Origin of the sequence: Mycobacterium sp. ACS1612, assembly GCF_001667505.1 — a bacterium.
GTDB lineage: Bacteria > Actinomycetota > Actinomycetes > Mycobacteriales > Mycobacteriaceae > Mycobacterium.
The window spans coordinates 178284-204039 of record NZ_LZHZ01000022.1; the positions used below are offsets into that span (position 1 = coordinate 178284).

Here is a 25756-nt window from a genome sequence, read left to right on the forward strand (position 1 = left end):
CCGATGCGTCGTAACACCGCCCGTGTCCCGGTCTACAAGCCAGACATCTACTCCGTCGAGGCCATCCTCGATCCTTATCCCCACTACCAGCGGCTCCGCGACCTGGGTGCCGTGGTGTGGTTGTCGAAACAAGAGGTGTATGCGCTGCCTCGCTACGCCGAGTGCAAGGCGGTGCTGCGTGACGACGAAACGTTCCTGTCGGGAGCGGGCGTCGCGCTCAACCGCATCACCAACCGGCTGTCCCGCGGCACGACGCTGAATAGCGATGGAGCCGAACACGATCAGCGACGTAAGCAGGTGGCGCATCGGATGTTGCCGCGTGCATTGCGCACGATCAGCGACACCGTTGATGCGACAGCCGCCGCGGTCGTCGATGCGGCAGTCAACAAGGCTGAGATCGATGGTGTTAACGACCTTGCCGCGGCGCTTCCGCTTGCCGTAGTGCCTGATCTGATCGGCTGGCCCCGCGACCAACGCGATCACCTCATTGCTTGGGGTGGGGCGACCTTCGACGTCCTCGGGCCACTGAATTGGCAAGCCATCAAAGCGGTGCCGGGCACAGTGAGGATGCTGCGCTTTGCCCGCCGCGTCGTACGCGAGCGCAACGTAATCGAGGGCAGCATGGCCCACGAACTGCTGATCGCCGCCGACGAAGGCAAGTTGAGCCACGAGGAGTGTCCGCCGCTTATGGTGGACTATCTCGCCCCGTCGATTGACACCACCATGAGCGCTATCAGCAATGCGCTGTACTTGTTCGCCATACACCCGGAGCAGTGGGAGTTACTCAAGAACGAACCCAAACTCATGCCGAACGCCATCAATGAAGTCGTTCGGTACGAGCCGCCGTTGCGGGCATTCGCTCGCTGCGTGCGCAGTCAGACCGAAATCGGTGGCGCCCGCGTGATACCCGGTGACCGAGTCCTTGTGATGTATGCCTCGGCCAACCGTGACGAACGCGAGTGGGACGAACCTTCCGTATTCGACATTCGCCGTGACGCCGGCCGACACATCGGCTTCGGACAAGGGGCCCATGCCTGCGCGGGTCAGGCCCTGGCTCGTTTGGAAACCGGAGCCATCCTGCGCGCGCTCATCGAACGGGTGGACCGCTTTGAACTCACCGGCCCGCCGACGTGGGCGATCAACAACGTTATCCATCGTCACGAACGCTTGCCACTCAAACTCATTGCCGCCTAGGGCTATCCACCTTCCCCCATTGGAGTGTCATGCGTATTGCATTCATCGCTATGTCGGTCCTATTGGCACTGGAGATGGCCGTCACTGGCGCACCAAAGTTCGTACAGATCAGGGCGGCTCGCACGGCCGCCGACCATCTAGGCATCAGCGTCGCCCTGGACAGGGTGATCGGCACAGCCCAGATAGCCGCTGCCGTCGGTCTCTTACTCGGAATCGCATTCCCAGCGCTGTCCGTTGTCACCGGTGCCGCGGTGTGCCTGTTGATGTGCGGCGCCATCGGCTATCACGCCAAGGCCAGAGACAGATTGCTCGCCATGGCTCCGGCCGTACTCACCGCAGCGCTCGCAGTCGCGGTCGTCGTACTTGCCGCCAACGCCGCACCGATCCCGATCCTCTAGCCCTTCCCCCAACGATTGAGAGAAGCGTCGCAATGACGGACCGGCGATGTCGATCGTCTATTACGTACCCACCCAAGACGACGAGATATTGGTGTCCACCATGGCCGGACGTGCCAAGGCGAAAGCCGTGGCGCAGAATGGGAAAGTGAGCCTCTGTGTGCTCGACGAGCGGTGGCCGTTTTCCTTCCTGCAGGTGTACGCGGACGCGGTCATCGATCGTGATCCCGAGCTCGTCGTCGACGTGATGTTGGGTGTCGGCTGGCGGATGTCCGGACAGCAGGCCGGTGATGAAGCCCGACCCTTCGTCCGTGGGATGGCCGAACGGGAGGACAGGCTGGTGATCCGCTGCCGTCCCTATGCGACGTTCGCCACGCCGCCGCGTCACCTACACGCCAACGACGAAGCAGGCGAGCTGACGCACTGGGGATCGTCCTCGGTCGCCTGGAATGCCCCGGACCCGGTCGTGCGTGTGCTGTCAGAGGAAGAGAAGCATTGAAGCAATGGCGGCGCTGCGCACAACCTTTCTGAAGCTGATCGCCGCGGACCTACAGCGCGACGGCGCCGTAGGAGCCGATGCGGCCGATCAGCGTGCGCAGTTGATCGTCAGTGGTGCCCAAGGTGTTTCCGATGGCGGTGAGCCGGGCGGCGTAATGGCCGACCGGGTATTCGGCCGTCATCCCGATACCGCCGTGCAGTTGGATGGCTTCCTGTGCGATGTGTCGTCCCGACCGTCCGATCTGCAGCTTGGCCCGTGCGGCGATCACCGGGTCGAAGGTGCCGTCGGCGATCGACATCGCCGCGTAGAAGTTCATGCTGCGGGCCAACTCGAGCGAGACGTACATGTCCGCCGCGCGTTGCGTCAACGTCTGGAACTTGCTCAGCGTCACCCCGAATTGCTTTCGGCTGGTGAGGTATTCGGTGGTCAGCCGCAGCGCCTCCTCCATCGCCCCGACAGCCTCTGCGCACAGCACCGACTGGTAACGGATCACCGCCCGCACGATGTGTTCGCCTGCGTCTCCGCCATCGCCGAGCGGTTCGGCGGCGGTTGAATCGAGGTGGATGTCAGCGCCGCGCTGGCCGTCGAACGTTCGATAGGCCCGCCGCTGCGCGCTCGCCCCTTCGACGAGGAACAGCCCGACGCCGCCGCCCGGCAACTTCGCGCTGACGATCACCACGTCAGCGCAATCACCTGCCAGCACAGGGTTTTTGCGGCCCGTGATCGTCCACGGGTCAGAACGCTGCGCCGTGCTGCCGATCTCGTCCGACGGCTGACGCATTCCGGGCTCCAGATGCGCAAACGCCAACAACGTGCCGCCCGACGCGACGTCGTCGAGCATCTGCTTCTGCTGCTCGTTGCCCAACTCAGCGATGAGTGCACCGGGGACCAGCGCGGCGTGTGCCACCGGTTCCGGGGCCAACCGCCTGCCGATCTCGGTGGCGACGACCATGATCTCGATCTGCCCGGACTCACTCGGGTCGAAGCCAAGGCCGAGAATCCCCACCTCGGCGAGTTGGTTCCACACCTCACGGCTCCAGCCGAGGTCGGTGTCGGCCACCTTGTTGAGGCGCTCGATATCGTAGCTACGCGACAGCAATTCACGAGTCGTGTCCCGCAACAGCTGCTGCTCTTCGGTCAGGTCGAAGTCCATGCTCTCGCTCACAATCCCAGAATCGTCGACGCGATGATGCTGCGTTGCACCTCGTTGGTGCCGCCGTAGATCGACGTTTTGCGGAAGTTGAGATACCTCGGCGCGGCTGCCTGCGCCCACACCGGCGTGTCGATGTCGTCACCGGCTTGAAACGGCAGCGCATCGGGTCCGGCCACCTCGACGAGAAGCTCCATCGCCGCCTGCTGCAGTTGACTGCCGCACAGTTTTAGGATCGACGACGCGGGGTTCGGCGCGCCGTCGGCCGAGGTGCGTGTGACGCGCATCTGCGTCAACTCCAGCGCAAGCAGTTGGTTCTCCACTTCGGCGACCCTGGCCGCGAAAAGCGGGTCCTCGAGCAGAGCGCCCGCGCGTTCCTTCACCTGCGCCAGCCACACCTTGGTGGTGCCGATCCTGGCGATGCCGGTGCGTTCGTTGCCGAGCAGGAACTTCGCGTACGTCCAGCCCTGGTTCTCCTCACCGACGAGTTGGTCCGCAGGCACCCGCACATCTTCGAAAAACACCTCGTTGACCTCGTAGCTGCCGTCGATCAGCTTGATTGGTCGCAGGGTGATGCCAGGGGTGGACATGTCCGCCAGCAGGAACGAGATGCCTGCCTGCTTCTTGGGGGCGTTCGGGTCGGTCCTGGCGAGCAGGAAGATCCAGTTCGCGTACTGGCCGAGCGTCGTCCACGTTTTCTGGCCGTTGACGACGTAGGTGTCTCCGTCGCGCACGGCGGTGGTGCGCAGTGAGGCAAGGTCGGACCCAGCCTCCGGCTCGGAAAAGCCTTGGCACCACCAGATGTCCAGGTTGGCGGTCGGCGGCAGAAACCGCTGCTTGAGCTCCTGCGAGCCGAACTGGGCGATCACCGGGCCGACCATCTTGGCGTTGAACGCCAGCGGTTCCGGCACGCAGGCCAGTTGCAGTTCGTCCATCCAGATCTGCCGCTGCAACGGAGTCCAGTCCTTGCCGCCCCATTCCACCGGCCAGTTCGGCACGGCCAGCCCGTGGGCATTGAGGATCCTCTGGCTGGTCACCATGTCATCGGGAAACTGCGGGTGGCCGGCCCGCACCCGGTCCCGGATCTCGGCCGGTATCTCGGTGGTGAAAAGTTCGCGCAGTTCCTCGCGGAAGGCAGCATCTTCGCTGCTCAACGCCAGTTTCAAGGTAAACCCCGATCTATCGCGGACGTGCTGGGCAGTCTCCTTTGATTGTGCAGGGCGTGTTTCCTGTCAGTGACGCCGGGCTATGTTCAGCCGCCCGCCCCGATGACCGACTTGCCGAACCGTTCGATGGTCTCCAGCGCATGTGCCAGGCTGTCCCCCGGCAAACCGACTTGCAGCCAGGTAACGCCCAGTGCGGCAAGCTTTTCCATGCCACTGAGATAAGCGTCGGCGTTGAAGTCGTCGGCGCCGGGACTTCCGCCCTCCGCATTGGTGAAGCAGACGTCGACGGTCAGGGGATCCCGGGCCGCCGCCTCCAGACGACGGCGCAGATCGTCGATGCCGCCGCCGAGGGTGCCCGAATCCATCGGGGCAGTGCGCGCCGTCTGCGCCAACACGGCGGGCGCCGGGAACGGGCACCAGCCGTCGCCGTGGGCGGTCACCCGCCTGCGCGCCGCAGCGGTGTTGCCGCCGATCCAGATCGGCGGGTGCGGGTCGCTCACCGGCCGCGGATGTGCCGTGATTCCCGTGGCGGTGAAATGCTTCCCCTCGTACGCATAGTCGTCGGTGGTCCAGATGCCGCGGATCACCTCCAACGCCTCGTCGAACAACTCCGCGCGCTCGTCGAAATCCACACCGAGCGCGGCGAACTCACGCTTGAGGTATCCGACTCCGACACCGAGGGTGAACCGGCCGTCCGACAGCAGATCCAGCGTGGCGCCCGACTTCGCCACCACGAACGGGTTGCGGTACGGCAACACCACGATGTTCGGAATCAACCGCAGCGTCGTCGTGTGCGCCGCCGCGAAGCCCATCGCCACGAACGGGTCGACCGCGTCGTGCCCGCCCGATGCCAGCCACCGCTGCGTCGGCGCGGGGTGATCGGTGAACCCGAACCCGTCGAACCCTGCCGCCTCCGCCGCCGCGGCGACGGTCGCGATTCCTGACCCGGTGACCAGCTCCGGGTTGTACGGATGGCTGTGCATCGGGTGTGTGAACGTGAACTTCATCCGGGTGCTCCGCCTCAGAACAGTCTTCTCGATTACTGAGAATGTCGTTACCATGCGGATCACCGAATGTACAGAGTGCAGGCACCGAAAGGGGTGACGGGCCCATGACCAAGCCGGAGATCGGTGTCTACCTGCCGCAGATGGGTTTCACCTACGAGCAGATCCTGCACCGGGCGCAACAGTGCGATGCGCTCGGCATCGACTCGCTGTGGCTCTACGACCACCTCTACGGGCCCGGCGCTCCCGGATACCCGTCGATGGAAGCGTGGACGTTGGCGACCGCGCTGCTCAGCCGGACCGACCGCATCCACGTCGGGCACATGGTGTTGTGCAACCAGTTTCGCCATCCCGTGGTCCTGGCGAAGATGGCGACTACCCTCGACCAGATCTCGGCGGGTCGGCTTCGACTCGGCATCGGCAGCGGGTCGATCGACGACGAGCACATCAGGGCCGGACTCGGGTGGGGATCGTTTCGTGAACGCTCGGAGAAACTGGGTGAGACGTTGGAGATGCTGCATCAGGCCTTCGCGAACGAGGTAATCGACTTCACCGGTAAGCATTTCACCGTTCGCGACATGCCGATCAAACCCGGGGCCGCTCAGCAACCGCGGCCGCCGATCGTCGTCGGCGGGGTCGGCGAGAAGTTCACGCTGCCGCTGGTGGCGCGTTACGCCGACGTATGGAACGTGCCCACGTACGCGTTGGGTGAACTCGAGCGCAAGATGTCGGTGCTGCGCGCGCTGTGCGACGACGTCGGCCGCGACCCGGCGAGCATCGTGCTGTCGGTCGAGGCGGTGATGGCGCTTGCCCCCGACGACGCAGCGCTGCCCGCGGTTCGCGAGCTGGCCGAAAAGCGGTTCGGCGTACCGGCATTCGGTCTGCACGAGGGCGGGCTGATCGGCACGCCGTCCGCGATCGTCGACCGCCTGCATCAACTACATCGCATGGGCTTCGGCCAGATCGTGCTGTTCACTCACGACCGCGGATCCGACGAAACACTCGAACTACTGGCGGCCGACGTGATCGCTCAGCTGTAGCGCGGCCTGCCCAACCCGAGCGCGTGCTGGGCGATCATGTTGCGGAACACTTCCAGTGTGCCGCCATAGATGCCCGTCGGCCCGGCGAGGCGGAAGATGTACTCGGCAGGCTCATTCGACAGCGCCGCGGCCGTGCCCATGATGTCCATCAGCTCCGGTGCGACGTCGCGCATGGTCTGCGCGATCGCCACCCGGCCGAACATATCCGGAGTGCTCATCGCCGCCTCCATCCTCGCGATGCTGCGGCCCAGCCGATAATTCACGGCGTCGTCGTCGCCGGCGCGGGCCGCCACGTGGTCGACGGCGTCGGCCAACAACAGCAGATGTTCGGTCATCGCGGCGAGCTTCTGCAGGCCGTCGTCGCCGCGCTCGACCGTGCCGTGCTCGTCGTTGAGCGCGTCCCGCAAGACGGTCCACCCGCTGTTGACGTCGCCGACGCGATACTTGTCCTCGATGCGGACATCGCTGTAGTAGGTGATGTTGGTGCGGTCGCCGTCGACCGTGCGGAGGGGTTGGATCTCGACCCCAGGGCTGCCGAGTGGGACAAGGAACATCGTCAAGCTCTTGTGTTTTGGTGCATCCGGGTCGGTATTGGTGATCAGGTAGACATACTGCGCGTTGTGTGCGTTCGACGTGAACATCTTGGAGCCATTGATAACCCAGCCCTCGTTATCGCGCACCGCGCGTGTCTTACAGGTCGCCACATCAGATCCGCCCTCGGGTTCGGTATAGCCCAGGCACAGCCGCACGTGGCCGGACAACACCTTCGGCAGCACCTCCTCCTTCAGTTCTGGCGAGCCGTAATGCTCGACCGCCCGCGCCACCATCGCCGTGATGCCCCAGTGGAACCACGGTGTGTGCGCCCGCCCGATCTCGAGATTCCAGATGCGGCGACGCAGCCTGCTGAAGCCGCCGTCGGCTTCGTCCTTGAAATCGGCAGCCAGATATCCGGCGTCGCCCAGCGCGAGATGTACGCCCTCATCGAAGTTCTCGCCCGTCTCGCGATCACGAGCGATGACGTCGTCGGTCACGATGGCGGCCAGGAACGCCCGGAGCTCATCCCGAAAGGCCCGGTCGTCGTCGGACAGTTCTACACGCGCGAAGTCCAACTCGGCTCCCTTTCGTGCAGTGCTCGTCGCAGCGCGGCACCCTGTAGTTCGAATAGCCGCTGGCTTGTTTCCCAGTCCGGTAGCAGCGAGTCAAATCCGTGGCATGTCCCAGGGAAGACATGCAACTCGGTCGCGACGCTCGCCCACATCAGCCGCAGCGCATAGTCGATCGCCTCGTCGCGCAGCGGGTCGAGCTCCGAGCATGAGACGAAAGCAGCTGCCACGCCTGATAGTTCGTCGCAGCGCGCCGGAACAGCGTCGGCGGGCACCGCGTCGTCGGCAAGGTAGTGCTGCCACATCTGGGTCACGGCGGGACTGTCGAAGCCCGGTGTGGTGAGGAATTCGTCCTTTGACGGCGTCGGCCGGTCGTCGAGCACCGGCTGGTGTAGCAGTTGGAACACGACGGGGACCGTCCCGCGTTGTGCCAGCAACGCCGCCAGCGCGCCACCGGCGCTGCTGCCCGCGACCGCGAGACGCGTCGGGTCGATGCCGAGGTTCGTCCCGTTGTCGGCCGCCCACGCCAGCACGGCGGCCGCATCGTCGAGTCCGGCGGGATACGGCTCGTCGGGTGCCAGCCGGTAGTCCACGGATATCACCGTGCACCGTCCGCGCCTGGCGAACTCGACGCACTGCCGATGGTCGGTGTGGAGGTTCCCGAGGACGAACGCCCCTGCATGGCAATAGATCACCGCGGGCGCGGGTGCTGCTACCCCACGGTAGATGCGCACGCCGATCGAGGCGGCCTGCCGTTCTTCGATTTCGACACCGACGGTGTTGACGTGCCGGGCGGCCTCCGCCCTGCGCTGGTTGAGCGAATCACGCACGACGCCGAGCACGCTGGCGGACAGATCGATGCGGGCCGCCGCGAACTGTCGCAGCGCGGGGTCTAGGCGGTGCTCAACCATGCGTGGTTCACCTCCTGCACGGGCTCGAACACAAAGTCGGCTGGTTTGAACCTGCGCGTCATCGCCCAGAAGACGCGGGCACTGCGCGGCCACTGCGTGACCACCCGACCGTTGGCGGCACGGAAGTAGTTGCTGCACCGGGTCAGCCACACGGTGCCCCGCATCCATCCGTCGATCTTCGCGATGAAGTCGGCCATCGCGGCGGGTCGCACGGCGACGTAGCGTGTGCGCTTGCGCCGCAAACATTTCAGCGCCCGCACGATATAGCGCGCCTGCGCCTCCAGCATGAAGATCACGCTGTTCGACCCGACATTGGTGTTCGGGCCGTAGAGCATGAAGAAGTTGGGGAAGCCGGGCACCGCCATGCCCAGATAGGCGTATGCGCCGTCGCGCCACGTTTCCCGCAGGGTCATTCCATGTTCGCCGACGACGTCGATCTGGCCGAGGTAGTCGGCCGCCGCATAGCCGGTGGCGCACAACACGACGTCGACGTCGAGTTCGGTGCCGTCCTCGGTCACCAGCGACCTGGCCCGCAGTGTTCGGGCCGGACTCGACACCACCTCGACGTGCGGTTGTGTCAACGCCTGCAGATAGTCCGTCGCGAAGACGAGTCGCTTGCAGCCGAACGGATGATCGGGAGTCAGCTTGCGGCGCAACGTCTCGTCGGGCACCGTCGTCTCCAGCGTCCGCAGCGCGATGGCTTTGAACTCCTGCGTCTTGTCGCTGCCGTTCTCGATCACGGCGATGTTGGACTCGCTGCGCAGCCACAGTCGCGTGCGGTAGAGCCTCTTCGCGAACGGCACGTGGGCGAAGATCCACTTCTCCCGGTCAGTGTAGGGCCGGTCGGGTTTCGGAAGGATCCAGGTGGGTGAGCGTTGCACGGAGTACACCTGCTCGGCCACCTTGGCCACCTCGGGCACCAACTGCGCGGCGGTCGACCCGGTGCCGAGGACGGCGACGCGGGCACCGCGCAGGTCGACGCTGTGGTCCCAACGCGCCGTATGCATCAGCGTGCCGGTGAACGGTTCGGTCTCAACGAGATCCGGCAGCACCGGCTGGGTGAACAGGCCGATCGCCGACACCACGACATCGAAGGTGAACTCCTCGCCGCTGCTCGCCGTCAGCTGCCACGCCGTGCCGTTCCACCGCGCGGCGGTGATCTCGGTGGCCAGTCGCAGGTTCGGACCGAGCCGATACCGCTGAGCGCAGCGCTCGAAGTACGCCAGAATTTCTGGTTGCGCCGACCACAGCCGCGACCAGTCGGCGTTCAGGTCGAACGAATAGGAATACAGGTGCGATTTCACGTCGCACGCCAGGCCGGGATAGGTGTTGATGCGCCACGTCCCGCCAACGCCGTCCTCGCGGTCGAAGATGGTGAAGTCGCGAAAGCCAGCCTTGCGTAACAGGATTCCGAGCGCCAGGCCGCCGGGGCCCGCGCCGATGATGCCCACCGACAACCTCATCCGATCTGAAGGCATTGGCCTCCGTCCACGACGAGTTCGGATCCGGTGATGAAGGACGCCTGCGCGGACACCAGAAACGCGACGGCGTCCGCGATCTCCATCGGCTTGCCCAACCGTCCCATCACCGACCGCTCGGCGAGTCGCGTCTGCGTCGCGTCGTCGAGCATCGGCGTCGCGACGGGCCCGGGGAACACCGCGTTCACCCGGATACCCGATGCCGCCAACTCGGCCGCGGCGACCTGCGTCAAACCGCGCAGCGCCCACTTCGCCGACCCGTAGGCCGCATGGTTCGCAAACGCGCGAATGGCGCCTGTGCTGCAGGTGTTCACGATGGCGGCGCCCTCGGCGTCGCGCAGATGCGGTAGCGCGGCGCGGATGCCGAGGAACGGTCCGAGGCAGTTGACCCGCCAACTGCCTTCGAAACCGGACGGCGTCTCGTCGTCGAGCGAGGCGCGGTGCAACACACCGGCGTTGTTCACCAACGTGGTCAGGGCGCCGAACCGCCCGACGGTCGCGGCGACGGCCGTGGTCCACTGGTCAGGGTCGGTCACATCGAGCGACAGCGCGATGACGTCGTCGTCGTCGACGTCAATGGTCAGCACGTCGCAGGCCGCGACGCAGTATCCGTCTGTGCGCAGGCGGTTCACGATCGCCGCGCCCTGACCGCGGGCGGCACCCGTCACCAATGCGATCCGATCCGTTGTCATGACTGCCCTGTCGCTTCGCCGAGATGGGCGGCGGCGCCGCGCCGCAGCACCTGCGATTCTGATGCCAGGGTGATCATCTGAAAACCCGCTTCCGCCAATGCTTTACCGCGAGTGCCAGTACTGGCATGAATGCCGGCCACCAATCCCGCCGCCGTCGCGGTTTTCTGGATGTCTGCGATGGCGGCGCTGACCTCGGCGTCAGTCCACACGTCGGCGAGCCCGACACCGAGCGAGAGCGCGAGGTCGGCAGGCCCGACGTAGACGCCGGTCAGCCCTGGCACAGCGCAGATCTCGACCGCCGCGGCCAATCCGGGAGCGGTTTCGATCATCGCGAACACGCTCACCCGTGACTCGAGCGCGGCGGGATCGAGGCCGAGGCTGGCCCGCAGCGGACCGAAGCTGCGTACCCCGGCCGGGGCGTACCTGGTGGCGGCGACCGCGGCCGCGGCCTGATCGGCGGATTCGACCATCGCGATAACGACCGCGTCGGCGCCGGCGTCGAGCACTCGGCCGATCGGCGCGGGGTCCGCCGACGGCAACCGCACCGCCGTGGCGATCGGGACGTGCTCCAACCGGCGCAGAGTCACGGCGACATCGGCATCGTCGAGATAGCCGTGCTGCACGTCGAATCCGACGTAGTCGTATCCCGCGGCGGCGAATTCCTCCGGTCCGATGATGGTCGGGCCGACCACCCAACCGCCCCACACCTGCGGTTTTGCGGCCAGCGCGTGCTGCAGTCTGCTCGGTGTCATGCGACGATCGCGACCTTGATGCGTTCGCGATCCGGCCTGCAGGCCAACTCGAACGCGGCCTGCACGTCGTCGACGCCGAAGGTGTGAGTGACATACGCGGCGAGCAACTCGGGGTGCTTACGCGCGAACCCGTTCGCCGACATCAGCATGCGCCTGCGGTCCAGCGTCACACCGGATTTCAGCGTCAGGTTGTTGCGCAACATGGTCCGCATGCTGATCGGGTAGCTGTCGTCGTCGGGCACGCCGAAGTAGAAGACGGTGCCGCCGAACGCCGCGGCCGCCACGGCGTGGCCCAGCGTCGCGACCTGATGGCCGACGGCCTCGATCACGATGTCGGGGCGGCCGCTGGTGTCGAGGTGGCTCACCCAGCGGTCGCTGGTGGCGCGCACGATGGTGTCGACGCCGAACTGCTTGCCGATCCCGTCGCGGTCGACCGGATCCACGCCCGTCACATGGCGAGCCCCGAGAGCCTTTGCCGCATACGAGAACAACAGCCCGATTGAACCCTGCCCGATCACCGCGACGTGGCTGCCGTCGAGGGTGGGAAGTTGTTCCAGCGCGTAGAGCACACATGCCAGTGGCTGCAGGGCGACGGCACGTTGCGGGGGCAGTTCCAGCTCGAACGGGGCCAGGCCGTCGCCGTCGGTGACGACATATTCCATCAGCCCGTCGAAGCCCGACGCCCACCCGACAACGCGATCACCGACGGCATGGTCGCGGTGCCTACTGGCGATCACGTCACCAACCACCTCGTGGACCGGGAAGCCGTCCATCTCCGCGGCGCTGACCCCGGTGTCGCCGGGCAGCCTGCCCTTGGCGCCGCGGAACGCGGGCAGGTCGCTGCCGCAAACCCCCGCAGCAAGGAACCGCAACAAGACCTGACCGTCGCCGAGGCTTTCCGGTGCCTTGTCCGGAATATCGGATCGCTCAAAGGTGTACGGCGCGACGAGCCGGTATGACCACACCGTCAGACCTCCACCGGAAGGGTATTCCAGCCCCACTGGAAGCTCGACGGTGGCCGCGACGCGGCGTCCTCGTCGATCTGCCAGTCGTCGACGCGGTTGAGCCATTCGGTGACCATGATCGCGATCTCCATGCGCGCGAGATGGACGCCGAGGCAGAAATGCTGGCCGCGGCCAAAGGCCAGCAGCCGTTCGATCTTGCGGTTCCAGATGAACTCGTCGGGATCGACGTACTCGCGCTCGTCGCGGTTGGCCGACGCGAGCAGCGCGATGATCCGTTGGCCCGGTTGAATTGTGATGCCGTGCAGGTGGAACGGTTTGCGCACGGTGCGTGCGAACCACTGCGCGGGCGCGCAGTAGCGGATCATCTCCTCGCGCGCGACGGCCACGTTCGCGTCAAGGTCGGCGTGCACCGCGGCGAGTTGGTCTGGCCTGCGGCCGAGTTCCCACAGCCCGTGCGCGACGATCTTCGGGACGGTTTCCGTCCCCCCGATGAACACGCCGAGCATCTGGGTAGCGGCTTCGATGTCGTTGAACGCCGAACCGTCGGGCAGTCGGTAGCCGATCAGGTTGTCGGCGATCGATCCGTCGGAGGCCGCCGCGCGCCGCTGCTGCTGCACGATCGGGATCAGGTATTCGAGGTAGCCGGGCCTGGCGTTGGCCACTTCCACGCCGCTGCCCGGCTGCGCCAGGCTGCCCGCATTGACCGTGGCGAGCACCTCGGGCGCGAGATCGACCGGGAGGCCCAGTATTTCGCACACCACGGATGCGGCGACGATCCCGCCGTACTCCTGGGTCAGGTCGAATGTGCCGCGCGGCAGCAGTTCGTCGAGTCGTTCGTTGGCCAGGGTGCGGATGCGGTCGGCAAGCGCGGACACTGATTTCGGCCGGAACGGAGCCGAGGTGCAGCGGCGCACCTGGTCATAGATCGGGGCGTCGAAGTTCGCGTGGAACGGCATCGGGTGCAGCGGCGGATCGGGCACCGGGCCGTTGTTGTGCCGCGCCAAAACCGTTGCCGCGGGCAGTGTTCCCTCGGACGCGACGAACGTGCCGTCGTTGATCTCCAGTACCTGCCAGATGTCGGAGAACCGGGACAGCGCGTAGGTGTCCCACTTGTCGAGATAGTAAACCGGATGCGCGTCGCGCAGCCTCCGGTAGTACGGCAGTGGATCGGCCATCACCGCCGCGTCGAACGGATCGTACGAGAAGTCCTGCAGCGTCGGTGCGTTCATTGCAGCGGCGACGGTGGCAGGGCAGCCAGAATGGAGTCTTCCCAACCGTCGCGCAGGGCGGGCGCGACGCTCATCCAGGTGACGATCTCGGCGGGTGGGCTGTCCTTCCAGGACGGGTAGTGGTTCTCGAAGCAGTCCCAGTCACCGTCGAGCGCCCAGTAGTGGATCACCTCGTTGAAGCGGAAGGTGGTGATGAAGGAGCCGAGCCAGCGCTTGCCGGTGCGTTCCGACCACGGCACGTAAAGCCGCTCCAGTTCGCGAATGTAGTCGTCCTGGCGGCCCGGCTTGGTCTGCATGATCTCCTGGATCACCAGTCCGGCGGCGAAGTTCGACCGCTTCAGTTGGGCGAGCGTCTTGTTACTTGCGCCGGCGTACATGATGCGGCCCTCCCCCGACGCGCCGATCTCGGACAGGAACGTCGCCCACTTCACGGCGATGTCCCGGTGGCTTCCGCCATGGGCTTGTGCGCGGCCGATGCGGGCGTAGTCGGCGAACTCGTCGATCTCCCAGATGATCGTCACCTGCGGCCAGTGCCCGTTGTACGGCGTCGTCTCCCATATCGCGAACAGCCGCGCGCCGAGGTCTTCCATCATCGGGTGATAGACGTCGCCGAACACGTCGGTGAATCGCTCGCTGCGCCCGCTGCCCAGGTCGATGGTCTCGTGCAGATAGAGCAGCGTGTGGCCGTGATAGCGCTTCATCGTCACCAAACGTCGCAGGTGGTTGACAGTGGCACCTTTGGAGCGTGACACTTGGTGCGTGATTTGTAAAGGTGCGACGCTGACGCCGCTGGCCAACGGTTTCTGCTTCGGCGAGGGGCCGCGATGGTTCGAGGGGCTGCTGTGGTTCTCCGACATGCTCGGCGAAGCAGTGCACACGGTCAACCTGCACGGTGACATGACCAAACTGCCGCTCGCGGGGGACGCGCCGTCGGGGCTGGGCTTCCGCCCCGACGGGTCATTGTTGATCGCGTCGACCGAGAAACGTCAGGTGCTCCGCTACGACGGCGAAACCATCGCGGCCGTCGCGGACCTGTCCGATCTGGTGCCCGCGAACCTCGGTGACATGGTGGTCGACGCCGCGGGCCGAGCGTATGTCGGATCGCAGGCCCGTCAGGCCGGCGTCATCGCGCGGGTCGATGTCGACGGCGCCGTCGCGGTGGTCGCCGAGGACCTCGACTTCCCCAACGGGATGGCCATCACACCCGACGGCGCGACACTGGTGGTCGCCGAATCGACGGGCCGACGGCTGACGTCGTTCACCATCGCCTCTGACGGATCAATTTCGGGCCGACGGGTTTTCGCCGACGATCTGGACGGGCCACCCGACGGCATCTGTCTCGACGCCGAGGGCGGAGTGTGGACCTCGATGACGTTGGCGCACCGGTTCGATCGGATCGTCGAAGGCGGCGAGGTCACCGATCGCGTCCCGATCGGTGACCGTATCGCGATCGCGTGCACGCTCGGCGGGCCCGAGCGCCGAACACTATTCATGCTGTCGAGTACCAGCGCCTACCCGGAGCGACTGGTCGGCACGAGGCTGTCACGCCTGGATGCGACCGTCGTCGACGTTCCGGCGGCAGGCCTGCCGTGAGCGACTCCTATTACGAATTGATCGATGCGACAGACGAACTCGGGGAAAAATTCATAGCGACGGACATGGTCCGCAGTACGTGGTCGGCGGCGATTCAGCATGCTGCGCCGGTATCGGCGTTACTGGTACGGAGTTTGGAACGCTGCGAGCAACGCGACGACACCCGGTTGAGCCGCGTCATGGTCGACCTGTTGGGCGGCATTCCCGCTGAGGGCGGCCTGTGGGTGCGCTCACGAATCGAGCGGTCCGGCAAGCAGATTGAATTGGTCAGCGCGGACATGCTGGCGACAGGCCCCGACGGTGAGCCGCGGCCCGTCGCGAAGGCCAGCGGATGGCGGCTGAAGACACTGGACACCGCGGGGCTCGTCCATGCACCGGCACCACCGCTACGCCCGATCGCGGACGCGTGGAGCCGGGACATGAAGAAGGACTGGGACCCCAACTACGTGCACAGCCTGGATTGGCGGTGGCTGACCAAGCCGATGAGCGAGGGCCCCGGCGAATCCTGGATCCGTCCGCAGGTCGACCTGGTCAAGGGCGAGGCGATGACATCGCTGGAACGGCTGTTCGCTGTGGCGGACTGCGCCAACGGAATTGGCACGAAGATCGAAATCAGACGCTGGACATTCATGAACACCGACCTCATCGTCCACCTGCACCGAATCCCCGAGGGCGAGTGGACCGGCTTCCGCGCGGAGACCAACTACGGACCCGACGGCATCGGCACGACGATCGGCACACTGTTCGACGAGACAGGAGCGGTCGGCGGGATCCAGCAGTCGGTGCTTGTCCGCCCGATGAGGGGTCGCTAGTCGACCAACCGCAAAGCCGCTGCGGGGCATCGGGTCACGGCTTGCTGCATTCGTTCACGATCCGACTCGTCATGGTTGTGGATCAGCACGGTGCCGTCGTCCTGCACCTCGAACACGTCGTCGGCGATCGACTCGCAGATGCCGTGCCCTGTGCACTTATCGAAGTCGACTTCGACCCGCATGGTGTCTCCTATCGGACGAACGCAGGAACACGCTTGACGCCGTGCACGAAGCTGCTGTGCAGCAGGTCGGGCTCACCGAACTCGACCGTCGTGAGGCGGGTGAGCAACTCGCGGAAGAGGTTTCGCAGTTCGGTCCTGGCGAGCTGATTGCCAAGACAGAAATGCGGTCCGCCGCCGCCGAAGCCGAGATGCGGATTCGGCGACCGCTGCGGGTTGAATCGGTGTGGCTCGTCGAAGACCGCCTCATCGCGGTTCGCCGAACAGTAGAACAAGCCGACCTTGTCGCCCGCGCTGACCGGCTGCCCGTTGATCTCGGTGTCCTGGGTGACAAAGCGCGCGAACTGCAGTACCGGCGACGCGTACCGGACGAACTCCTCGACGGCCTGCCCGATCCGGTTGTCGAAGTCGTCCATCAGCCAATCACGTTGGTCGGGATTCTCGGTCAGAGCCATCATCGCGTGTGTGGTCGCCTGTTTGGTGGTGTCGTTGCCCGCCGACGCCAACAGGATCAGGAATGCGCCGATCTCTTCGTCAGTCAGCCGATGGCCGTCCACTTCGGCGTTGACGATGCTGGTCATCAAGTCGTCGCCGGGATTGTTGCGCCGGAACTTGGCCAACTCTTGTCCCGTGGTGTTGAGCAGCATGATCTCGTTGACGGTGTCCTGCGCGCGTTCCTCGAGCGAGCTGTACTCATCGTCACTGAGACCGAACAGCTTCTCGGCGGCCTTCGCCACCGCAGGCTGGTCGGCCTTCGGGACGCCCAGCATCTCCATGATGGTCACCATCGGAAGCCGTGCGGAACACGCCTCGACGAACTCGATGTTGCCCGCGTCGACGAGGTCGTCGACGATGCTCACCGCGTTGCGGTGGATCTGCTCTTCGATCTGGCGCACATTGCGCGGGGTGAACGCCGAGCTGATCAGGCGCCGATAGGTGGTGTGTTGCGGCGGATCCATGGTCAGGAAGAACGACGCGAAGCGCTGGATCTCGGCGGGCATCGGATCCAGCGCCACGCCCTGGGCCGACGTGAACAACTCAGGGTGCTGGCTGACGTAGGCAATATCGGCGCGCCGCGTCAACGCCCAGTAGCCCGGCTCCTCCATCGGGAACATCGACGGAAACGGCCGGTGCCAGGACAGGCCGGGACCCGCCCGAAGCCGGGCGAACGACTCGTCACGCTGCGCGAACGGCTGACTCCAGAAGTCGTGCGATGTGATGTCGATCGGGCTGTACTCACGCGCCTGCACCGCTGCCGCTGTCACGGAAACAGCGTGACACTTCGGTGGAATTTTGTAAAGCTATGACGATGCCGTCGGCAGACAGCTCCAGCCGCGAGCGGATCCTGGCCGCCACCGCCGAGGTGCTCGGCCGCCGCGGCATGTCGAAGCTGAGCCTGTCCGAAGTGGCGCTGCAGGCGCGCGTGTCACGGCCGACGCTGTACCGCTGGTTCGGCTCGAAGCGAGAACTGCTCGACGCGTTCGTGGTGTGGGAGCGGCAGTATTACGAGAGCGCCGTCGCCAGGGCCACCGCCGACCTGCCTGCGTCGGAGTGGCTGGATGCGGCGCTGCGAGTCATCGTCGAGTACCAGCAGTCCTACCCCGGGCTGCGGATGATCGACATCGAACCCGCCCAGGTCATCGGGCGGCTGGCGCGCGTCATTCCGGTGATGCGGGCGCGGCTGGAACGGCTGGCGACCGACGCGGATCCCGCGCTCGCGGTCGGGACCGCCGTGCGCGTGGCGGTCTCGCATTATCTGGTGCGCAGCGACGACGACGCCGACTTCCTGGCCCAGCTGCGACACGCCGCCCGCATCAAGCATTTCGCGCCTTGAGTTCGGCGAGCACTTCGTCGGTGTGTTCACCGAGTCGAGGCGCTGCAGAACGCGCCGCGCACGGGGTGCCGTGGAAGTCGGCGGGCGTTGCCACCATCGGTACACCGCCTTGCCCGTCGGGTACGTACACGATCCCGCCTGCGGCGTGAAACTGCTCGTCGGCCACCACGTCTTCGATGGAGTTGATCGGCGACCAGAAGAATTCGGGTTCTGCGGCAAAGACTTTCGCCCATTCTTCGAGCGGTTTGGTCGCGAAGATCTCGTCGAGCGCGGCGACGAGTTCGCCTGCGTTGGCGGCGCGGGCGTGCGCCGATTCGAACCGCGGATCGGTCAACCAGCCGGGTCGGCCGACGACCCGGCACAGCGATGGCCAGTGCCGACTGCCCTGCAGGCCGACGATCCAGAACCGCCGCCCGTCGCCTGCCGTGTAGTTGTTCATGCAGGGGTTGGCCATGTTCTCGCGCTGGCCGATGGCGATGGAATGGCCGGTCATCAGGAAGGTGTTGAGGTCGAAGCTGATCGTGTACGCGCCCTGCCGGTACAGCGACGTGCTGACCAGTTGACCTTTGCCGGTTCGCGTTCGCGCGACCAGAGCAGCGCACACCGCGGCGGCCAGGGTCATGCCCGCGGAGTGGTCGCCCATCCCGCCGCGCTGAAACGGCGGCGTGTCGCCTGGGCGAGTCAGCAAGTGCGCCAACCCCGCTCGCGCCCAGAACGCGGCGACGTCGTAGGCCGCCCGGTCGGCGTCGGGCCCGTCGCGGCCGTATCCGGTGATCAGGCCGTAGACCAGTCCGGGGTTGCGGGCGGCGACGGTGTCGAAGTCCAACCCGATCCGTGTCAACGCGCCTGGGCGGATGTTGGTCAGGAAAACGTCTGCGCCGCTGAGTAATTCGAATGTGGTGGCGCGGCCGTCGTCGCTGCCGAGGTCGAGCACGATGCCGCGTTTGTTGCGGTTGTCCATCTCGAACGGTGGGCTGCTGCCGTCTTCGATGCCGAGCATCCGACCGAAGGTGCGTGCGGGATCGCCGTCAGGTGGTTCTATCTTGACGACGTCGGCACCCCAGTCAGCGAGAATTCCTGCCGCCGCCGGACCGGCGACCCAGACGCCGAGTTCGACGACCTTGACTCCATCCAGCGGTCCGGACACGGTGTACAACGTATCGCCGCTGTGGCGCTTGTCGGCCGGGTTCGCTCATCGCGACCGATGCACCATTTAGGATGTGTGCACCACACGAGTGAGGTCTCCGACGTGAATGAACCGCTGCCCGACGCATCCGGCGCCGTCGAGGACACTTCGACGCGGCACCGGATCCTTGTCGCGACCGCGGAAGTGCTCGGCCGCAGCGGTCAGACCAAGTTGAGCCTCTCGGAGGTGGCGTTGCAGGCCGGCGTGTCGCGGCCCACCTTGTACAGGTGGTTCGCGTCCAAGGGTGAGTTGCTCGACGCGTTCGGTGTGTTCGAGCGCGAGATGTTCGACGGCGGCATCAGCCGGGCCACGTCGGGGCTGCGGGGCACCGAGAAGCTGGACGCGGCGCTGCGGTTCATCGTCGAGTACCAGCAGTCGTACTCAGGGGTGCGGTTGGTCGATATCGAACCCGAGGTCGTCATTGCCCAGTTGAGCCGGATCATCCCGGTGATGCGGGCCCGGCTGCAGAAGCTGATGCCCGGCCCGAATGGCGCGGTGAAGGCGGCGACGGCGATCCGGGTCGCGGTATCGCATTACATCGTGCGCAGCGACGACGGGGATCAGTTCCTGGCGCAGCTGCGGCATGCGGCCGGAATCAAGCAGAACGGGTGACACTTCGCCGATAGTTTGTAAAGCTGTCTGCCATGGCGGGAGTGCAGACGGAATCCGGCGTGCTGGCCGGCGACGAGCGGATGCTGATTGACGGCGAACTGCAGATCACAAGCAGCAAGGCGACATTCGACGTCGTTCATCCGGCGTCTGAGCAGGTCGTCGGCCAGGCGACCGATGGAACGGTCAGTGACATGGGGCGGGCCGTTTCAGCGGCCAAACGTGCCTTCGACGAGACAGACTGGTCGCGAGATCTGGATTTCCGTTATCACTGCCTGACGCAGTTGCACGAGGCGCTGGAGCGCAACAAGGAGCGACTGCGCCGAGTGCTGGTCACCGAGGTGGGGTGTCCCGTCACCGTCACGGGCAGTCAGATCGAGAGCCCGATCGCGGAGGTCAAGCACTGGGCCGAGCACGGTCGTGCGTTCGAGTATCTGGTCGACAACGGGGTACACGAGACGCCGCTGGGTCCGGCGCGACGCAAGATCCACTACGAGCCCGTCGGGGTGGTCGGGGCGATCACGCCGTGGAATGTGCCGTTCTATCTCAATGTGGCCGAGACGGTGCCTGCGTTGATGGCGGGCAACACGGTGGTCTTGAAGCCTGCGCAACTGACGCCGTGGTCGGGCAGCGAGTACGGCCGGATCGTTGCGGAGGAGACGGATATTCCGGCCGGGGTGTTCAACGTCGTGGTGTCGAATGCGAACGAGGTGGGCGCGGCGCTGTCGGCGGACCCGCGGGTCGACATGATCACGTTCACGGGTTCGACGGCGACGGGGCGGGCGATCCTGGCAGCGGGAGCGCCGACGGTGAAGAAGACGCTGCTGGAGTTGGGCGGGAAGTCGGCGCACATCGTGCTCGACGATGCGGACTTCAATTCGGCGCTGCCGCTGGCAGCGATGATGGCGTGCGTGATGTCGGGCCAGAGCTGTATCTTGCCGAGCCGAATCTTGTTGCCGCGCAGCCGCTATGACGAAGGTCTGGCGATCTTGAAGGGTGCGATGGAGAACTTCCCGATGGGCGATCCGTGGACGCCGGGGAATATGCAGGGGCCGCAGATCAGCGAGACGCAACGGCAGAAGGTGCTCGGGCTGATCCGAAGCGGGCTGGATTCGGGGGCGCGACTGGTGACGGGTGGCGGTGTGCCGGAGCACTTGCCGACGGGTTACTACGTGCGGCCGACGCTGTTGGCTGACGTCGACCCGGATTCGAAGGTGGCGCAGGAGGAGATCTTCGGGCCGGTGCTGACGGTGACGCCGTACGACGGCGACGACGAGGCGGTCGCGATCGCGAACAACACGATCTACGGGCTGTCGGGTGAGGTCAGCAGCGTCGACGTCGACCGGGCGTTCGAGGTGGCCAGGCGGATGCGGACCGGCAACGTCACGATCAATGGCAAGAGCCACTTCGGTATTGGCAGCCCGTTCGGTGGGACGAAGCAGAGCGGGCTTGGCTATCGCAACGGCGAGGAGGGCTACAAGGAGTACCTGGAGGCCAAGACGATCGGAATGCCGGATTGACCGACGAGGCCGAGATCGCCGCGTTGCTGTACCGGTCGGTGTTCACCGAGGACGCGTACATCGACTATTCGTCCGCGGGTGCGGTCGTGGGGAGCCGAGACGAGGTCGTGGACTGGTTCGCGGCGAATTTCGGTGTGATCGCGTGGAGCATGCACTACATCACGAACATCGAAAGCGTTGTCGACGGTGACACGGCGACGGCGCGGGCGATGTTCTACAACCCGATGCAGTTACCGGGGATGGCGTCGATGAGTTCGTGCGGTGGGTACTACCACCATGAGTTGGTGCGGACGCCGGACGGGTGGCGCAGTCGACGGTTGCGTGAGGAGAATGTGTGGTTTCTGAATGCGCCGGCGGAGCCTGCGCAAACCCACATGTAAAAATGCCCACGTACCGAGCGACAACGCCCGCTGGCACACACATCGACACCCAACGCTCCACAAGCCCACATCTGAAAATGCCCACGTACCAAGCGACAACGCCGGATCTGTCGGATGTGCGTGCCACGGTTCGGCAATGGAAACCAGGCACGTTCTGCGGGGCATAGAACTTCGGTATGCGCTGACGATGTATCTGTTGCAGCACGGCCCTACTACGGTCGACGAGCTCATCGAAGCCTTGGAGTGGCAGGGTTTCGAGATTCCGGGCCGTGCATCGAAGCAAGTGTCGGACGCGCTGCGGTGGGAGCGGCGGCGCGGCAGGGTCCGTCGGATTGCGCGGGGGCTCTATGGCCCGGGGTTCGTACCGCGCGGCACCGAGCACCGGATCTACACGCGTGTGATGACTATGCGTGCCGCGGCGAAACCCCTGTGGTTTCGAGGTTTCCGGCTATGAGCTCGAGTTGTCGCTCAGTACGTGGGCATTTTGAGAAGTGGGTCCAGATACCGGGCGCAACTGTCGCTCAGTACGCGGGCACTTGCGCAAGTCGGTCCGGAAAGCCCGACGCTCAGCCCTCGGCCGCCAACTGCCCACAGGCCGCCGCGATTTCGCGGCCCCGAGTATCGCGCACCGTGCACGACACCCCGCGCTCCCGCACCCGCTTCACGAACTCTCGTTCGGCCGGCTTCGGGCTCGCGTCCCACTCACTGCCCGGCGTCGGGTTCAGCGGAATCACGTTCACATGCGCCAGCGGCCCCAGCGCCCCGTGCAGACGCTTGCCCAAAAGGTCTGCCCGCCAAGGCTGGTCGTTGACATCGCGGATCAACGCGTACTCGATCGACACCCGCCGCCCCGTCACGTCCGCGTAATACCGCGCCGCCTCGAGCGCTTCGGCCACTTTCCACCGATTGTTCACCGGCACCAGTGTGTCCCGGAGTTCGTCGTCCGGCGCATGTAGCGACAGCGCCAACGTCACGCCGAGCCGTTCGTCGGCCAACTTGCGAATCGCGGGTGCCAAGCCCACCGTCGACACCGTCACCGAGCGCGCCGAGATCCCGAAACCCTGCGGCGGCGCCTCGGTGATCCTGCGCACCGCCGCCACCACCCTGTTGTAGTTGGCCAGCGGCTCCCCCATGCCCATGAACACGATGTTCGACAAGCGTGCCCCGCGCGCGGGGCGCGCAATCCCGTCCCCGTCACGGTCTCGCAACTCCACCGCCGCGGCGCGCACCTGCTCCAGGATCTCCGCCGTCGACAGATTCCGCGTCAACCCGCCCTGCCCCGTCGCGCAGAACGGGCACGCCATACCGCAGCCCGCCTGCGATGAGATGCACACCGTGTTGCGCTGCGGATACCGCATCAGCACCGATTCGAACGTCGTGCCGTCCAGCGCCCGCCACAGCATTTTCCGCGTCTCGCCTGCGTCGCACTCGATCTCCCGCACCGCATTCAACAGCCGAGGGAACAACGCCGACGCCACCTGATCGCGCACCCCCGCGGGCAGGTCGGTCATCTGCTGCGGGTCGGCGATCAGTCTCCCGAAGTACTGATTCGCCAGCTGCTTGCCCCGAAACGCCGGCAGACCCAACTCCGCGACGGCGGCCGCCCGGCCCGCGTCGTCGAGGTCAGCAAGGTGCCGCGGCGGCATCGCACGTCGCGGGGCATCAAAGACGAGAGGTAAAGACATGTACAGCCAGTATCGCATCAGCAACGGAGCGAAATTGATTGGCGATGGCAGGCGTTGATCGCAACCATGGGAACCATGCCCCTGCCCCCGATGCCGCTGCGCGCCGCGTCGAACCTCACGTTCTTCTATGCTCTGGGCTATCCCATTGGCGCACTTGCTGTTTCAGCGATGTCGCCGATGGCGGTACTGCTTTTCCGGTTCGGGCTCGCGGGCGCCATCCTCTCGACATGGGCCCTGCTCTCGCGTGTGACCTGGCCCACTGGCCGCACTCTCGTCCATGTCCTGATCACCGGTTTGCTCACCAACGCGCTGCAGTTCATCTGCCTGTACCTGGCCCTGATGCACGGCGCACCCGCGGTGCTCGGCGCCGTCGTCATCTCAATGAACCCCGTCGTCACCGCCGTGCTCGCGACGCTGTTCCTCGGTGAGGGCCTGACGTGGGCCCGAACAGGGGCACTGGTCCTCGGCGTCCTCGCGGTACTCGCCGCCTGCGCGGGACGGCTGATCACCATCGGCGGCGTCGACACCGTCGTGCTGCTGCTCCTCGTCGCGCTGCTCAGCCTCGCCGCCGGCGGTGTCTACCAGCAGCGGTTCTGCTCCGGGGTGGACTTCCGTGCCACCGCGGCACTGCAGAACGGCGTCGCTTTGCTGCCCGTCGCGGTGCTTGCCACCGTCACACCCTTCACCGTGACGAACCCGTGGAAGGCGGCAGGCGCGGTCGCCGCCGTCATCCTCCTCAACGCCACGCTCTGCATGACCCTCTATGTGCGCGCGATCAACAACTACGGCGCCGCGGCGGTCGCGATGCTGTTCGCGGTCATCCCCGCCGTTGCCGGCCTGCTGTCCTGGCTGATGCTGGGCCAACGACCGGACATCGGAATCGCCGTCGGGCTAGTGGTCGGCGCGGCCGCCTGCTGGCTCAACGCCCGGGTGTCACGCCAGCAGCGTCAGAACGATCCAACCGGCGACGGCGGACGGCAGCATCGCGTCGATCCGGTCCATGATGCCCCCGTGACCGGGTAACAGCGTGCCCATGTCCTTGATGCCGAGGTCGCGCTTGACCTGCGACTCGACCAGATCGCCGAGCACCCCGGTGATCACCAGCATCAGACCCAGCGGCACGCCGACCCACGCGGGCCGGTCGAGCAGGAACGTCACCGACAGGACTGCGGCGGCGATGCCGAACACCAGCGACCCGCCCAGTCCCTCCCACGACTTCTTCGGGCTGATGGCCGGCGCCATCAGATGCTTGCCGAACAGCACGCCGGCCACATAGCCGCCGATATCGGCGAACACCACCGTCGCGATCACGGTGAACGTCCTGCTGCCACCGTGGTCCTGGAAGATCAACAGCGCACTGAAGCCGGCGAACAGCGGTACCCACGTCGCGAGCAGCACGGTGGCCGACATGTCGCGCAGATAATTCACCGGCTGCTCGCGGAGTCCCTGGCCGAGCAACCGCCACACCATGCACACGACGATCGTCCCGCCGTAGGCGCCCAGCAGCCCGGCCGGGCCGAACCACGTCAGCCAGATCATCGCCAGCCCGCCGAGCAACAGCGGTATCGCCGGAAGGTCGTAGCCCGCCTCGCGCAGTCGCCGGATGACCTCGTGTGTGGCGATCGGAATGAACACCGACAGCACCGGCAGCCAGCCGATCGGCGCGAACAACAGCACCGCGATCGCCAGGCCGCCGAGCACGACGCCGACGCCGATCGCCGCGGGCAGATCTCGGCCTGCGCGGGATGTCTTTTTGGGCGGCTCGGTCGGGCCGGCGTCAGTGTCTGCCACGGGAGTCGCGTGCTGTTCGGTCACTAGACCTCCAGCAGCTCGCCTTCTTTGTGCTTGACCAACTCGTCGATCTGAGCGGTGTAGGTGTGCGTGGTCTTGTCGAGGTCCTTCTCGGCGCGGGCCACCTCGTCCTCGCCTGCCTCGCCGTCCTTCTTGATGCGGTGCAGTTCCTCCATCGCCTTGCGACGGATGTTGCGGACGGTGACTCGCGCGTCCTCACCCTTGGCCTTGGCCTGCTTGACGAGGTCGCGTCGGCGCTCCTCGGTCAGCTGCGGGATCGCGACCCGGATGACGTTGCCGTCGTTGGTCGGGTTGACCCCGAGATCGGAGTTGCGGATCGCGTCCTCGATGTTGCGCAACTGGTTGGCCTCGTAGGGCTTGATGACGACGAGGCGGGCTTCGGGAACGTTGATGCTCGACAGTTGGGTTATGGGTGTCATCGAGCCGTAGTAGTCGACATTGACGCGGGCGAACATGCCGGGGTTGGCCCGTCCGGTGCGGATCGACGCCAGGTCGTCGCGCGCAACCGACACCGCCTTCTCCATCTTCTCCTCGGCGTCGAAGAGGGTTTCGTCGATCAAGGTGACTC

General features: G+C 65.8%; 29 protein-coding genes. 12 read left to right on the top strand and 17 right to left on the bottom strand.

Annotation, left to right across the window (positions count from 1 at the left end):
• Positions 1–3: 3 nt before the first annotated feature.
• Genes A5724_RS09355 through A5724_RS09365 form a run of 3 tightly spaced genes read left to right on the top strand, consistent with a single transcriptional unit; the run spans position 4 to position 2088 of the window.
• Positions 4–1194: a cytochrome P450 gene (locus tag A5724_RS09355; RefSeq protein WP_067799877.1), complete on the top strand. Its 1191-nt coding sequence runs from the start codon at positions 4–6 to the stop codon at positions 1192–1194.
• Between the two features lie 50 nt (positions 1195–1244).
• The gene (locus A5724_RS09360; RefSeq protein WP_067799688.1) at positions 1245–1592 is read left to right on the top strand and encodes a DoxX family protein; all 348 of its coding nucleotides are present in this window, start codon (positions 1245–1247) and stop codon (positions 1590–1592) included.
• 46 nt (positions 1593–1638) lie between these two features.
• Positions 1639–2088 (top strand): pyridoxamine 5'-phosphate oxidase, encoded by a 450-nt coding sequence (locus tag A5724_RS09365; protein WP_067799691.1) that lies wholly within the window; start codon positions 1639–1641, stop codon positions 2086–2088.
• Positions 2089–2137: 49 nt separating this feature from the next.
• Here the strand turns inward: A5724_RS09365 and A5724_RS09370 are convergent, their stop codons facing one another.
• The 3 genes from A5724_RS09370 to A5724_RS09380 form a co-directional block, all read right to left on the bottom strand.
• Positions 2138–3241: an acyl-CoA dehydrogenase family protein gene (locus A5724_RS09370; RefSeq protein ID WP_067799694.1), complete on the bottom strand. Its 1104-nt coding sequence runs from the start codon at positions 3239–3241 to the stop codon at positions 2138–2140.
• An 8-nt stretch (positions 3242–3249) separates the two neighbouring features.
• On the bottom strand, positions 3250–4404 hold the full coding sequence (locus tag A5724_RS09375; RefSeq protein WP_067799697.1) for an acyl-CoA dehydrogenase family protein: 1155 nt from the start codon (positions 4402–4404) through the stop codon (positions 3250–3252).
• An 86-nt stretch (positions 4405–4490) separates the two neighbouring features.
• Entirely contained in the window at positions 4491–5411 is a 921-nt protein-coding gene (locus A5724_RS09380) for an LLM class F420-dependent oxidoreductase (RefSeq protein WP_067799700.1), read from the bottom strand.
• Positions 5412–5515: 104 nt separating this feature from the next.
• On the opposite strand from A5724_RS09380, the gene A5724_RS09385 reads away from it, so the two are divergent.
• Positions 5516–6448 (top strand): LLM class flavin-dependent oxidoreductase, encoded by a 933-nt coding sequence (locus A5724_RS09385; RefSeq protein WP_067799703.1) that lies wholly within the window; start codon positions 5516–5518, stop codon positions 6446–6448.
• On the opposite strand, the gene A5724_RS09390 is transcribed toward A5724_RS09385, so the two are convergent.
• The 8 genes from A5724_RS09390 to A5724_RS09425 are packed head-to-tail and all read right to left on the bottom strand — an operon-like array spanning position 6439 to position 14279.
• Positions 6439–7557 carry an acyl-CoA dehydrogenase family protein gene (locus A5724_RS09390; RefSeq protein ID WP_067799706.1) on the bottom strand — a complete coding sequence of 373 codons (1119 nt, stop codon included), beginning with the start codon at positions 7555–7557 and terminating at the stop codon, positions 6439–6441. The two genes, A5724_RS09385 and A5724_RS09390, sit on opposite strands and share 10 nt — an antisense overlap.
• Positions 7539–8462, bottom strand: coding sequence for an alpha/beta hydrolase fold domain-containing protein (locus A5724_RS09395; RefSeq protein ID WP_067799709.1), 924 nt, complete (start codon positions 8460–8462; stop codon positions 7539–7541). The genes A5724_RS09390 and A5724_RS09395 overlap by 19 nt, the downstream gene beginning before the upstream one ends.
• Positions 8444–9940, bottom strand: a complete 1497-nt coding sequence (locus A5724_RS09400; protein ID WP_067799712.1) for an NAD(P)/FAD-dependent oxidoreductase — start codon at positions 9938–9940, stop codon at positions 8444–8446. The genes A5724_RS09395 and A5724_RS09400 overlap by 19 nt, the downstream gene beginning before the upstream one ends.
• Positions 9922–10632, bottom strand: a complete 711-nt coding sequence (locus A5724_RS09405; protein ID WP_067799715.1) for an SDR family NAD(P)-dependent oxidoreductase — start codon at positions 10630–10632, stop codon at positions 9922–9924. The genes A5724_RS09400 and A5724_RS09405 overlap by 19 nt, the downstream gene beginning before the upstream one ends.
• Positions 10629–11384 (bottom strand): HpcH/HpaI aldolase/citrate lyase family protein, encoded by a 756-nt coding sequence (locus A5724_RS09410; RefSeq protein ID WP_067799718.1) that lies wholly within the window; start codon positions 11382–11384, stop codon positions 10629–10631. The genes A5724_RS09405 and A5724_RS09410 overlap by 4 nt, the downstream gene beginning before the upstream one ends.
• Positions 11381–12349 (bottom strand): zinc-binding dehydrogenase, encoded by a 969-nt coding sequence (locus A5724_RS09415; protein WP_067799721.1) that lies wholly within the window; start codon positions 12347–12349, stop codon positions 11381–11383. Before A5724_RS09415 ends, A5724_RS09410 begins: the two co-directional genes overlap by 4 nt.
• A 2-nt stretch (positions 12350–12351) precedes the next feature.
• The gene (locus A5724_RS09420; protein WP_067799724.1) at positions 12352–13578 is read right to left on the bottom strand and encodes a cytochrome P450; all 1227 of its coding nucleotides are present in this window, start codon (positions 13576–13578) and stop codon (positions 12352–12354) included.
• Positions 13575–14279: an NIPSNAP family protein gene (locus tag A5724_RS09425; RefSeq protein ID WP_067799727.1), complete on the bottom strand. Its 705-nt coding sequence runs from the start codon at positions 14277–14279 to the stop codon at positions 13575–13577. The genes A5724_RS09420 and A5724_RS09425 overlap by 4 nt, the downstream gene beginning before the upstream one ends.
• Before the next feature lie 58 nt (positions 14280–14337).
• On the opposite strand from A5724_RS09425, the gene A5724_RS09430 reads away from it, so the two are divergent.
• Complete coding sequence (locus tag A5724_RS09430) at positions 14338–15171, top strand: SMP-30/gluconolactonase/LRE family protein (protein ID WP_197518595.1); 834 nt, start codon at positions 14338–14340, stop codon at positions 15169–15171.
• Entirely contained in the window at positions 15168–15983 is an 816-nt protein-coding gene (locus tag A5724_RS09435; protein ID WP_067799730.1) for a thioesterase family protein, read from the top strand. Before A5724_RS09430 ends, A5724_RS09435 begins: the two co-directional genes overlap by 4 nt.
• Here the strand turns inward: A5724_RS09435 and A5724_RS09440 are convergent.
• Both A5724_RS09440 and A5724_RS09445 read right to left on the bottom strand, forming a co-directional pair.
• Positions 15980–16165: a ferredoxin gene (locus A5724_RS09440; RefSeq protein WP_067799733.1), complete on the bottom strand. Its 186-nt coding sequence runs from the start codon at positions 16163–16165 to the stop codon at positions 15980–15982. The two genes, A5724_RS09435 and A5724_RS09440, sit on opposite strands and share 4 nt — an antisense overlap.
• A gap of 8 nt (positions 16166–16173) precedes the next feature.
• Entirely contained in the window at positions 16174–17427 is a 1254-nt protein-coding gene (locus tag A5724_RS09445) for a cytochrome P450 (RefSeq protein ID WP_067799736.1), read from the bottom strand.
• A gap of 38 nt (positions 17428–17465) precedes the next feature.
• Between A5724_RS09445 and A5724_RS09450 the strand changes: the two genes are divergently transcribed.
• Positions 17466–17996: a TetR/AcrR family transcriptional regulator gene (locus A5724_RS09450; protein ID WP_067799740.1), complete on the top strand. Its 531-nt coding sequence runs from the start codon at positions 17466–17468 to the stop codon at positions 17994–17996.
• Here A5724_RS09450 and A5724_RS09455 read toward each other — a convergent pair.
• Positions 17977–19143 (bottom strand): CaiB/BaiF CoA-transferase family protein, encoded by a 1167-nt coding sequence (locus A5724_RS09455; RefSeq protein ID WP_067799882.1) that lies wholly within the window; start codon positions 19141–19143, stop codon positions 17977–17979. The two genes, A5724_RS09450 and A5724_RS09455, sit on opposite strands and share 20 nt — an antisense overlap.
• 102 nt (positions 19144–19245) lie before the next feature.
• Between A5724_RS09455 and A5724_RS09460 the strand changes: the two genes are divergently transcribed.
• From A5724_RS09460 to A5724_RS09475, 4 genes are all read left to right on the top strand, one after another.
• A complete protein-coding gene (locus tag A5724_RS09460; RefSeq protein ID WP_067799885.1) occupies positions 19246–19794 on the top strand; it encodes a TetR/AcrR family transcriptional regulator in 549 nt (182 codons plus the stop codon).
• Between the two features lie 32 nt (positions 19795–19826).
• Positions 19827–21311, top strand: a complete 1485-nt coding sequence (locus A5724_RS09465) for an aldehyde dehydrogenase family protein (RefSeq protein WP_067799743.1) — start codon at positions 19827–19829, stop codon at positions 21309–21311.
• A complete protein-coding gene (locus tag A5724_RS09470) occupies positions 21308–21691 on the top strand; it encodes a nuclear transport factor 2 family protein (protein WP_067799746.1) in 384 nt (127 codons plus the stop codon). Before A5724_RS09465 ends, A5724_RS09470 begins: the two co-directional genes overlap by 4 nt.
• 136 nt (positions 21692–21827) lie before the next feature.
• Entirely contained in the window at positions 21828–22145 is a 318-nt protein-coding gene (locus A5724_RS09475) for a hypothetical protein (protein ID WP_067799750.1), read from the top strand.
• A 112-nt stretch (positions 22146–22257) separates the two neighbouring features.
• Here A5724_RS09475 and rlmN read toward each other — a convergent pair whose 3' ends face one another.
• Positions 22258–23376, bottom strand: coding sequence for a 23S rRNA (adenine(2503)-C(2))-methyltransferase RlmN (gene rlmN, locus A5724_RS09480; protein WP_067799888.1), 1119 nt, complete (start codon positions 23374–23376; stop codon positions 22258–22260).
• Between the two features lie 66 nt (positions 23377–23442).
• On the opposite strand from rlmN, the gene A5724_RS09485 reads away from it, so the two are divergent.
• On the top strand, positions 23443–24399 hold the full coding sequence (locus A5724_RS09485; RefSeq protein WP_082964936.1) for a DMT family transporter: 957 nt from the start codon (positions 23443–23445) through the stop codon (positions 24397–24399).
• On the opposite strand, the gene A5724_RS09490 is transcribed toward A5724_RS09485, so the two are convergent.
• On the bottom strand, positions 24310–25191 hold the full coding sequence (locus A5724_RS09490; RefSeq protein WP_067799756.1) for a phosphatidate cytidylyltransferase: 882 nt from the start codon (positions 25189–25191) through the stop codon (positions 24310–24312). The two genes, A5724_RS09485 and A5724_RS09490, sit on opposite strands and share 90 nt — an antisense overlap.
• Positions 25191–25748 (bottom strand): ribosome recycling factor, encoded by a 558-nt coding sequence (gene frr, locus A5724_RS09495; RefSeq protein WP_067799758.1) that lies wholly within the window; start codon positions 25746–25748, stop codon positions 25191–25193. Before frr ends, A5724_RS09490 begins: the two co-directional genes overlap by 1 nt.
• Between the last annotated feature and the right edge of the window lie 8 nt (positions 25749–25756).

What these genes read in the sequence shown, in the direction of transcription:
- A5724_RS09355 (WP_067799877.1), top strand. Translation starts at nt 4, where the DNA reads ATGCGTCGTAACACCGCCCGTGTCCCGGTCTACAAGCCAGACATCTAC.
- A5724_RS09475 (WP_067799750.1), top strand. Translation starts at nt 21,828, where the DNA reads ATGGAAACCAGGCACGTTCTGCGGGGCATAGAACTTCGGTATGCGCTG.
- A5724_RS09450 (WP_067799740.1), top strand. Translation starts at nt 17,466, where the DNA reads ATGACGATGCCGTCGGCAGACAGCTCCAGCCGCGAGCGGATCCTGGCC.
- A5724_RS09370 (WP_067799694.1), bottom strand. Translation starts at nt 3,241, where the DNA reads ATGGACTTCGACCTGACCGAAGAGCAGCAGCTGTTGCGGGACACGACT.
- A5724_RS09440 (WP_067799733.1), bottom strand. Translation starts at nt 16,165, where the DNA reads ATGCGGGTCGAAGTCGACTTCGATAAGTGCACAGGGCACGGCATCTGC.
- A5724_RS09485 (WP_082964936.1), top strand. Translation starts at nt 23,443, where the DNA reads ATGGGAACCATGCCCCTGCCCCCGATGCCGCTGCGCGCCGCGTCGAAC.
- A5724_RS09360 (WP_067799688.1), top strand. Translation starts at nt 1,245, where the DNA reads ATGTCGGTCCTATTGGCACTGGAGATGGCCGTCACTGGCGCACCAAAG.
- A5724_RS09410 (WP_067799718.1), bottom strand. Translation starts at nt 11,384, where the DNA reads ATGACACCGAGCAGACTGCAGCACGCGCTGGCCGCAAAACCGCAGGTG.
- A5724_RS09405 (WP_067799715.1), bottom strand. Translation starts at nt 10,632, where the DNA reads ATGACAACGGATCGGATCGCATTGGTGACGGGTGCCGCCCGCGGTCAG.
- A5724_RS09465 (WP_067799743.1), top strand. Translation starts at nt 19,827, where the DNA reads ATGGCGGGAGTGCAGACGGAATCCGGCGTGCTGGCCGGCGACGAGCGG.
- A5724_RS09395 (WP_067799709.1), bottom strand. Translation starts at nt 8,462, where the DNA reads ATGGTTGAGCACCGCCTAGACCCCGCGCTGCGACAGTTCGCGGCGGCC.
- A5724_RS09380 (WP_067799700.1), bottom strand. Translation starts at nt 5,411, where the DNA reads ATGAAGTTCACGTTCACACACCCGATGCACAGCCATCCGTACAACCCG.
- rlmN (WP_067799888.1), bottom strand. Translation starts at nt 23,376, where the DNA reads ATGTCTTTACCTCTCGTCTTTGATGCCCCGCGACGTGCGATGCCGCCG.
- A5724_RS09365 (WP_067799691.1), top strand. Translation starts at nt 1,639, where the DNA reads ATGTCGATCGTCTATTACGTACCCACCCAAGACGACGAGATATTGGTG.
- A5724_RS09400 (WP_067799712.1), bottom strand. Translation starts at nt 9,940, where the DNA reads ATGCCTTCAGATCGGATGAGGTTGTCGGTGGGCATCATCGGCGCGGGC.
- A5724_RS09425 (WP_067799727.1), bottom strand. Translation starts at nt 14,279, where the DNA reads ATGAAGCGCTATCACGGCCACACGCTGCTCTATCTGCACGAGACCATC.
- A5724_RS09420 (WP_067799724.1), bottom strand. Translation starts at nt 13,578, where the DNA reads ATGAACGCACCGACGCTGCAGGACTTCTCGTACGATCCGTTCGACGCG.
- A5724_RS09385 (WP_067799703.1), top strand. Translation starts at nt 5,516, where the DNA reads ATGACCAAGCCGGAGATCGGTGTCTACCTGCCGCAGATGGGTTTCACC.